Source organism: Chryseolinea sp. T2, assembly GCF_037203685.1.
GTDB lineage: Bacteria > Bacteroidota > Bacteroidia > Cytophagales > Cyclobacteriaceae > Chryseolinea.
The window spans coordinates 1244977-1254135 of record NZ_JBBCAU010000001.1; the positions used below are offsets into that span (position 1 = coordinate 1244977).

Consider the following 9159-nt stretch of genomic DNA (forward strand, 5'->3'; position numbering starts at 1 on the left):
ATCCTGTTATTGATCTATCATCACCCGTTTGAGTTCTGTGCCTTTTTCTGTTTGATACATGAAGAAATATAAACCAGGAGCAAATCCCTTCGCCGGTATTTGAATTCTCTGTTCAGTTATCTCGCGCTGCAGTAAAGCCCTTCCCAGGCCATCGATGATCTTAAGCTCACCAGGAACGGATTCCAATTCAACGTTGAAAACGGTACTTCCATTTGACGGATTTGGCGACACATTAAAAGAGGTAGGAGTTTCTTTCGCGGGCTGTTGCATCATTTCTTCCTGAGGCATGGCCATCCTTCCTCCGGTATAGGCTGTTCCGTATACTTCGAGTTCAAAGAACGAATAACCCCAGTTGGTTGCCCGCGTTAATCCCTGAACACGAATGTATCTACCTACGCCACTTAGGCCGGTGAGGTCAGTTAACATGGAAGTGTTGCCACTGACGCTTGTTACATCAGTCCACGTGCCTGGAGTTGTAGCTACCTGAATTTTGAAACTCGATGCGTACGCAACATCCCATGTGATCTTTACCCGCTTGATTGTATAAGTGGACAGTAAGTCCACGTAAAGCCATTGTGCATCGGAAAACGCGCTGCTCCAACGTGTGCCGCCGTTGCCGTCGACGGCATAGTTGCCGAGATAAGAAGAACTTTCTGTAGAAGAAACCGAGGTATTCTTATTCAGTGCGAGGTTGGTGAGGAAGTTGATGGTAACATCATCGGATCCGGTAAGCCCACCGTTGTCGGTAACCGTGAGACGGTAAACATATGTTCCGGCAGTCATTCCGCTGATGGTAAGGTTGGCTGTGTTAGCGTTAGTCAACGTCGGGTTATTAGGCCCGCTGATCCAGGTCCACGAGTAGGTGGAAATTGTTCCATCAGTATCAGATCCAGATCCGTTGACTACAACACTATTTGTATAATTATCTTTATCAGGTCCGGCGTTTGCTGTAGGGGCCACGTTAGGTACCAGTGTGCCGTAGACTTCAAACTCAAAGAATGAATAGCCCCAGTTCGTAGCACGTGTGAGTCCACGCATTCGGATATATCGTCCTGCTCCGCTTAAACCCGTAAGATCGTTTATCATTGTCGTGTTACCTGAAATGGTTGTTACGTTAGTCCAGGTCCCGGTTGTGACATTAGCAACCTCAATAGCATAGCTTGATGCATAAGCGACGTCCCAAGTAATTTTAACCCGGTTTATGTTGTAGATCGCCTGCAAGTCGACGTACAGCCACTGAGGATCTGAGAAGGCACTGCTCCATCGGGTTCCCAGGTTGCCATCAACGGCATAGCTTGAAAGATACTGGGAACTTTCTGTTGACGAAACGACGGTTGGCTTGTTTAACGCGATGTTTGTAGAGTAAGTGATTGAGACATCGTCGGTTCCGGTAAGCCCACCGTTATCTGTCACTGTAAGGCGATACACGTACGTTCCATTGATCATGTTGTTGATGGTAAGGTTCGCAGTGGTTGCACCGGTCAATGATGGAGTATTAGGTCCGCTGATCAATGTCCAGGCGTAGCTTGAAATTGTTCCGTCAGTATCAGTTCCCGAGCCATTAACGACGACACTATTCGTTGACACATTTTTGTCGGCACCTGCATTTGCTGTGGGCGCTGTATTTGCGGCAGTTCCGTTAACCTCAAATTCATAGATGGAATATCCCCAGTTTGTGCCGCGGGCCGTTCCGTTCATTCGAATATATCTGCCAGATACCGATGAGTTGATATTGGAAAGATCATTGATCATGGATGGATTGTCCGTAACGGTTGTGATAGTGGTCCACGGTCCGTTTGTTGCGTTGGCGACATCAATGGTGTAGTTTTTTGCATAGGCTACGTCCCACGTTATCTTGACGCGCTGAATGGTATATGCGGCCTGCAGGTCGACGTATATCCATTGAGGATCGGCAAATAAACTGCTCCAGCGAGTGCCTGCATTACCGTCGACAGCTAACCCGGCGCCGTACTGTGCGGCTTCAAGAGAAGAAGCGGTAGCGGGTTTGTTCAAGGCGATGTTGACCTGCGCTGCGTTGACAGTTACCGTAACGTCGTCCTGAGCGGTAAGGCCACCGTTGTCGGTTACTGTTAGTCTGAATACATAGGTGCCTGCAACAAGGCTGGCGGCGGTGAGATTTGCTGTGTTAGCATTCGTTAACGTGGCAGCGGGACCACTTTGTTTCGTCCATGCGTAGGTTACTATTGTTCCGTCGGGATCGGATGCTGTTCCATTGATGACAACAGAATTTGTAGGAAGGTTGATGGTTTTATCCTGGCCAACATTTACCGTCGGTGCTAGATTTTGCAATTGCACCGGAACATAGCCAGCTGTCCATCCCGCCTGACCATAGTAATAGGCTCCAATGTCTTTCGGATTGACATCGGCGTCATTGTAACCCGCTAATGCCACGCCGTGATCTTTAGCTGGACTAGTTGAGGTGAGTTGAAAGTAGGTGGATGGTGAACTTAACGGTCCTCCGGCAAGTTGAGCACTCACGCCTTCATAGGAGTTAAGCGCTGGACTTTGAGCTGCTTGTATATAGTCCTGATCTGTTTCCATCAAAGCATATTGAATGTTTTTCTGTGCATTTGTACCTACCCACGCAAAGTTCAATTCCTTTCTCGATATGTTATTCCGAAATACTGACTGCACATTTTGTTGGTAGGTTGTATAGCTTTTCGTGGCTCCATAGAAAGTATTATTATATATTCTCGTCGGTTGCTTTGTGGAATATTTAAAGGACGGTAGTTCATATAGGTCAGAAACCTCGGTTCCTTCCATGTCAGATTGTTCAACTATTCCGTCATCGTCGTTGCCCATATTCCAAAAAACGTTGTGATCGACAACCAACGGTGGTTCTCCGACAGTTGCCCCAGAGCCCATGTCGAAGTAGATGCCCGCCATGATTCCATCGGTAAGTTTTGTCCATCCTTTCCAGCAATCGCAGCCATCAGGGTTTTCTGGTGTCTTCTTATCGAAATATGGACCGCCTTCTGCTGGAGTTCCTACTGGAGGTCTGAAAGAAACTAGGTCATGTATCCAGTTGTGGTGGATCCGCGTACCCGAAAGATTTTGATAGCCCCACGAATAGAATGCGCCGCCATCGTGGTTGAGTCGGGCGAAGTCGTAGATGTTGTTATAGGCGATTTCGTTGTTTGTTGTATTCTTTACCTGGTCCTGTACAAACGCATATCCATTATCAATTCCGCCACGACCCAAAGTGTACATCGTATTGTTTAACACTTTGATGTTCCACACATTGTCATCGCCCCAGAATTGAACAGGGGCACCCCACATACCATCGTAGCTGATGTGATGGAATAAGTTGTTTTGGACTGTACCGTTAGCACCGATCCAAACCGCGGCCGAGGCACTCCACTGAAATTCACTGTTCTTAACAACATTGTTAGTTCCCAGCAGTTTCGTGCCCATGTGCTGCGACATGCCATACCCCTGAAACTTAAAATCTCTATGGGTAACATTATGATTCATGTATGATGCGCGGATGTTGTCGAGTGTGCAGTAAGTCGTTGAAGTATTTCCTGTTGCTGGCTCGCAGCCGACAAATGTCAATCCGAGTAATTGGATGTATGATCTATTCCTCAAGTCAAAGCCCCAGTTCCTTTCCTTGTATTCAATCGTTCCCGTTGGAGCACCACCACCCGGCTGCCAGTAGTATAAATAGGTACCATCATAATGGAATTCCCGCTCCTGCGTAAGGAATTGGAGTTGGCCTGTCAGATAATAATACCTTCTTATCTGTTGATCGTTGATGTTGTCGCCCCACACACCCTGATCCCATCCTATTAAGCCCGTAGCAGGATCATACAAGTTAATTGTCCGACTTTCTCTGATGAACCAGCCCTGAGTTACTATGGTCGCACCTGCAATTGTTGACGTAAATCCAGCAGTAATGGATGCGGCCCCTATGTCTTGTATCCTTGTAGGTGTAAATGTCCGACCTCCATTGGTAGTCCCGGCCGTCCCAAAGAGTGAAAAATGTCTCCAGCCACTGTTTGCGAGATTGTGATTTATCTGACTGCCATCGCCATTAGGGTTACTGGTACCCGTAGTCATATTCCATAAGTCATCTTTTGTTTTCACGCCATCGGGCCAGCGCGCTTCAATTTGCATATCGCCGTCCTTAAAAAGTTGATTGGCCAGGATATCAGTGTTGGTGGAAATGCCGAGTGGTGAAAATCCGTTAACCGGAAGCTGTAGCGCTGTCTTATATATATTTGAATTCGGGGTACCCGTGTTACTCCATCCACTGTTTGGGATCACCTTGAGTCCGGAGATTATAACTGTTTCGCCGGCAGCCGGACGGAAAGTGATGGGCTGACCGCTGCTTCCATTGTTTGCTGGAGTGATCGTTTCACGATAGGTCCCGCCACGTATGTAAACTGTGGTGCCAGCTACCGCGACCGTTGCGGCCTTGTTAATGGTTGCAAAAGGAGCTGCGGCTGTTCCGGGATTATTATCTGAAGAACCGGGGCCGCCAACAAAATAGTTTTGCGCTTGAAGACTACAGCAACAAGCAAGAGCGAGAATTGTAAAGATGTATTTCATAAGATAACCTAGTAACACAACCATACCCCTGAAAGCAGGGGTGTATAGGCAGCAAGTGGAGAACTTATTGGATCTAAAGAGAGATTGTTAAAGCACCTTGAGTCAAGGTGCGTTGAAATGATTCACTAAGATAACACCCAACAGTTGCATTTTTTTGCTGACATATGAAAGTAAAAAAATCCAATCTCTCTGCAAGCGAACTGAAAGAAAAAACTATCGTGTAATGCTACCGTTGTGAAAATAATTCTACACTGATTGGAGTGGAGAGAGCGTAATGTTAAGCGACTGTATTGCTGATGTGAATGAATCGTGAACGTCAAAGCATTGAAAGTGTAGCAGGCATTGATGTATATACCCCCATTAATTGGGGGTATTAAGTTGATTTGTGGATATGTTCGAAGGTATACCAATCAGAAGGTCTGATCCTTGAACGATAAGAATAATTATCGTCGGGTTGAAAGTGCCGCCTAGTATTCCTCAAGGAAGTGTTTTAGAATCGCAATAGCAGCTTCCCCTTCTTGCTTTGCGGTTCTTTGATATACGATCGCACTATTGGCGAGATTGCGCGCATTGACCAACATGCTGCGAAACTCCGGGTCCATAAGTGAAAGCGCGAAATTATTTTTAAAGTTCAATGAATCCATAAGGCCAAAGCGTTCGTCGTTTCCCTTTTGTGAAGTGTAAAACATAAGGTGGAATTTAGGAAAATAGTGTTGCCTTACATAAAGGTTATTGCTTGCATAATTGTTTCTAGTTCGTTCAACAGCTTTATAACTAATTTCGTAAAGATTAAAAATTGATCGCCGGGCCGAATCAGGAAGTTGCTGCCAAACGCTTGAAGACAGCAGACCAACGTACGCTGATGATTCCGATGGGGAAAAAGATTGCACGTCGCTTATATAGTAAAGGAAATCATTCCGCAGCTGGCCCTCTATTCGCTCATTTCTGAGCGACATCTGAAGACATTTGTCGATTGTATCAACGACGTTGCTGGCATATTGACTACCATTTGACATATCGATCGTATAGATTTCGATATCACCAACGAGAGAAGCGATAATTTCGCGAATATCTTGTTTCTCGTTTCTGTTTTCCCGGACATCATCAAGATAGAATGATAGTGTAACGGCTATAAAGATGCAAGCTATCTCTATAGAGAGTGAGATAAATTTGGCCTTCATTTGATTGGTGTGGTTTGATGGCGGTGTACCTAAGATACTTACTGTGAGATATTGTTGCCAGCATTATGAAAAAAGAAATACGCACTATCTTACCAAATGAGCCCCAATTCATTCAGACCGTAATTCCTATATGGAATGAGAACCGAAGACAGGGTGTACATGCAGGTTATTGCCGATCCCTTGCCAGGATTGTAATCGTGACAGATGTAGATTTTTGTTCGTGGGACAGCTTTCTTCCTTTCGGAGTCTTTCAATGATCAATAGCGCAGGAAGGATATTGTCATGGAATTTGTCAGTGATTGCTCTCCTTGATCAACATCCAGTTCGCCACCCACTGGAATACAAAGAAGCCAATCATAAAGATTGCCGACGCTCCGTTGACTAGCACACCCGTTGTAAACGTATTGGCAATTGCAACGACGCCGACCACGCCCAGAACGATCGTATAAATCAGTAAACCGTATTTGTTCTTCGACGGCGCGAACATCGTACCCAGCGGAGGCATCATGGCGAAGCCAAAGGCAGCGGTGGTGAGGTATCGTTCGTCTGATAATGCGGCATAGATAATTAAACTGACAACGCATATTGCCAGACTTACAGCCACGAGGTTTGAACTCAACTTTTCCTTCTTATCGAGAAGCAGCAGTCCGTATTTGTTGAATCGCAGGAACAAATTACTGATGGGAGTCATGATCCACGTCGAGAAGGCTACGACGAAAAGTATTACGAGGATCGGAATGAGGAACGGCCGCAGTGCTTCATTTTGAGTCGCGAGCCGCTTCAACACTCTAAATACAAACGAATAACCGATCAGCACGACCCACTGATATTTAGCCGTGAGGTTGCCCATCCAAAATGAATATCTCAGGAACAAGCGATAAACAGGATTCGTCGCCTTAATTGCTTCCAGCATCCCGGCCTGCGCATACTTGAAGTTCGGATCGTTAGTGAGCGATTCCTTGAAATGCTCCAATGCTTTCTTATGATCACCTTTCTCCAGCAATCCCCAGCCATAGTTCGCATGCGTGTATGCGTTGTTGGGATCTTCCCTCAATGCGCCCTTGATGGTCTGATAAGATTCTTCTTTTCTGTCGAGCTTTATTAACGCAGAGCTCCGCGTGTTTAAGGCCAACAGGTTTTCGGCGTCGATCTCCAGGGCGCGGTTGGCGGTTTCAAGTGCTTCCTCGAATTTCTTGCGCGCCAGTTTGATGTTTGCCGATAAGGCGAAGTAGGCGGCTTCGTTCGGGTCTAACTCGATGGCCTGAGTGATTTGTTTTTCGGCGTCGCTCAGGTTGTCCTGCTCGATGGAGATACGCGACTTCATATAAAACAACTCCGACGCACCGGGCGAAAGGCCGATGGCATTGTCGATGATGCGTGTAGCCTCATCGTATTTGTCCTGTTGCAGGAAGACCTCGGCGAGTAAGGAGAGGAGGTGAGGGTTGTTGGCATCCTCGCGGAGTAAGTCGGCAATGATCTTTTCGGCTTCGGCGTATTTTTGATATTCAAGGAGAAACTGGATCTTCTGGAAGCGGGGGTCGGCGGACATAATAAAAATTAAGAATTAAGAATTATGAATTGGGGTATCGTAACCGCAAAATGTTAAACTCAAAATGTAAAGTGTTAATGGCTATCGGGCTACTTTTTGAGTTTCATGTAAGTGAGAATATCGTCGTAGAGGCCAGAGTCGTTGGCGAACATGGCGAAGTTTTTAGCTGTCGAGAACCACTCCTGAGTGCTCGGTTTATGTTTTTTCAACGCGTTCAGGAGGTCGCTCGTTTCGAGAGGTTTGGGAACGCCATCCGTGAATGAGCTTTCCAGCTTTTGTTCGATGGCGATGTCGATGATTGCATCGAGGTCGGCGCCGGAGTAGTGCTCCGCTTTTTTGGCGATCGACTGGACGTCTATCGATGCCGTTGGTTTGTTCTTCAGCTTCAGATTTAAGATGGATTCTCTAGATGATGCATCGGGGGGAGGAACGAATACGATCCTATCGAAACGGCCCGGACGCCGGAAGGCAGGGTCGAGGTTCCAGGGAGTGTTGGTGGCGCCGATGATGAGCACGCCTTCGTTGGTGCGGTTGATGCCATCGAGTTCCTGGAGGAATTGATTTATTAAATGCCGGCCGCTGGATTGTTTCATGTCGCTGCGGCTGGCTCCGAGTGCGTCGATCTCGTCGATGAACAGCACGCATGGTGCGTTGCGTCGGGCGAGCTCGAAGATGTCGTGGAGATTCTTTTCGCTGCTGCCGATCCACATGTCGAGGATGTCGTTGAGTCCGACGCTGATGAACTTTGCGTTTACCTGTCCCGCGGTGGCCTTCGCGATGAATGTCTTGCCGCATCCCGGAGGACCATACAACAAAATACCACCACCGATTTTTTTGCCGTATGCTTTATAAAGTTCGGGGTGAAGAAGTGGCTTGATGATCTTCAGGTCGATCTCCTTCTTCACCGTTTCCATTCCACCGACGTCGGCGAAGCTGATGTCGGGCTTTTGAAGGAAACGACCGTCGTCTTCATCTTCGGACTCTACCGGTTCCGTTGTGCCGCGAAGGCGCAGTTGACTATCGAGTTCCTCGTCGAAGAAATTGTTGTCGATCGCCAGTGCACGTTTGTATACCTCGATGGCTTTCGCGATAGAGTTTTCTTTCAGTAATGCCTTCGCATAGAGGGTGAGTGCGTTGATGTCGTTAGTGCCGTTGTCGATGACTTCCTCCAGGATGACGTTGCACGCCGAGTAGTTGGCCTTCCTAAAGAAGACGTTCGCCAATCCGATTTTTGGTTTGGTATCGTCGGTGAGTTTTAACAGCGTGGAGTATTCAATCTCTGCTTCTTCGAGGCGGTTCAATGACAATAATGTGTCGGCCAGCAACATTCTTAACGGGATGTTGTCGGGGGAGTGGGAGAGGGCCTCGCGGAGAGTGGAGATGGTGGTGTCGTTCATAGTGTCGATATGAGCTTTGAGCAAGATTTGGCTTGCGGCAACGTGGGGTGTATTGGACCACCAATATAGCTCAAAAGGGCGAGCGCAACAATGTGGCGGAGGACGATAGAATTTATTGCGAAGCGTTGCGCGGTGATCGAAAGTATTTCATAGATAACGTGTGGGCGGCGCGCAAGATCGATTGAAATTTTGTGCTACAGAGAGAAGATCCCCTCCGGGGATCTAATGCAAATTCGTGCTACAGAGAGAAGATCCCCTCCGGGGATCTAATGCAATTCGTGCTACAGAGAGAAGATCCCCTCCGGAGATCTAATGCAATTCGTGCTACAGAGAGAGGATCCCCTCCGGGGATCTAATGCAATTCGTGCTACAGAGAGAGGATCCCCTTCTATGTTAAAAAACAACTTCCTTAGAGAGTATATTTTCTTTTTTGGCAGTTTAAAGGGTTGCAACTTTAAGT

Annotated in this window: 4 protein-coding genes; all 4 read right to left on the bottom strand. The window is 47.1% G+C overall.

Annotation, left to right across the window (positions count from 1 at the left end):
- Nucleotides 1–6 precede the first annotated feature (6 nt).
- Entirely contained in the window at nt 7–4572 is a 4566-nt protein-coding gene (locus WBG78_RS04970) for a PKD domain-containing protein (protein WP_337325269.1), read from the bottom strand.
- Between the two features lie 467 nt (nt 4573–5039).
- Nucleotides 5040–5753 carry a hypothetical protein gene (locus WBG78_RS04975; RefSeq protein WP_337325270.1) on the bottom strand — a complete coding sequence of 238 codons (714 nt, stop codon included), beginning with the start codon at nt 5751–5753 and terminating at the stop codon, nt 5040–5042.
- A gap of 292 nt (nt 5754–6045) precedes the next feature.
- Nucleotides 6046–7302: a tetratricopeptide repeat protein gene (locus WBG78_RS04980; protein ID WP_337325271.1), complete on the bottom strand. Its 1257-nt coding sequence runs from the start codon at nt 7300–7302 to the stop codon at nt 6046–6048.
- An 89-nt stretch (nt 7303–7391) separates the two neighbouring features.
- Complete coding sequence (locus tag WBG78_RS04985) at nt 7392–8699, bottom strand: AAA family ATPase (protein WP_337325272.1); 1308 nt, start codon at nt 8697–8699, stop codon at nt 7392–7394.
- Between the last annotated feature and the right edge of the window lie 460 nt (nt 8700–9159).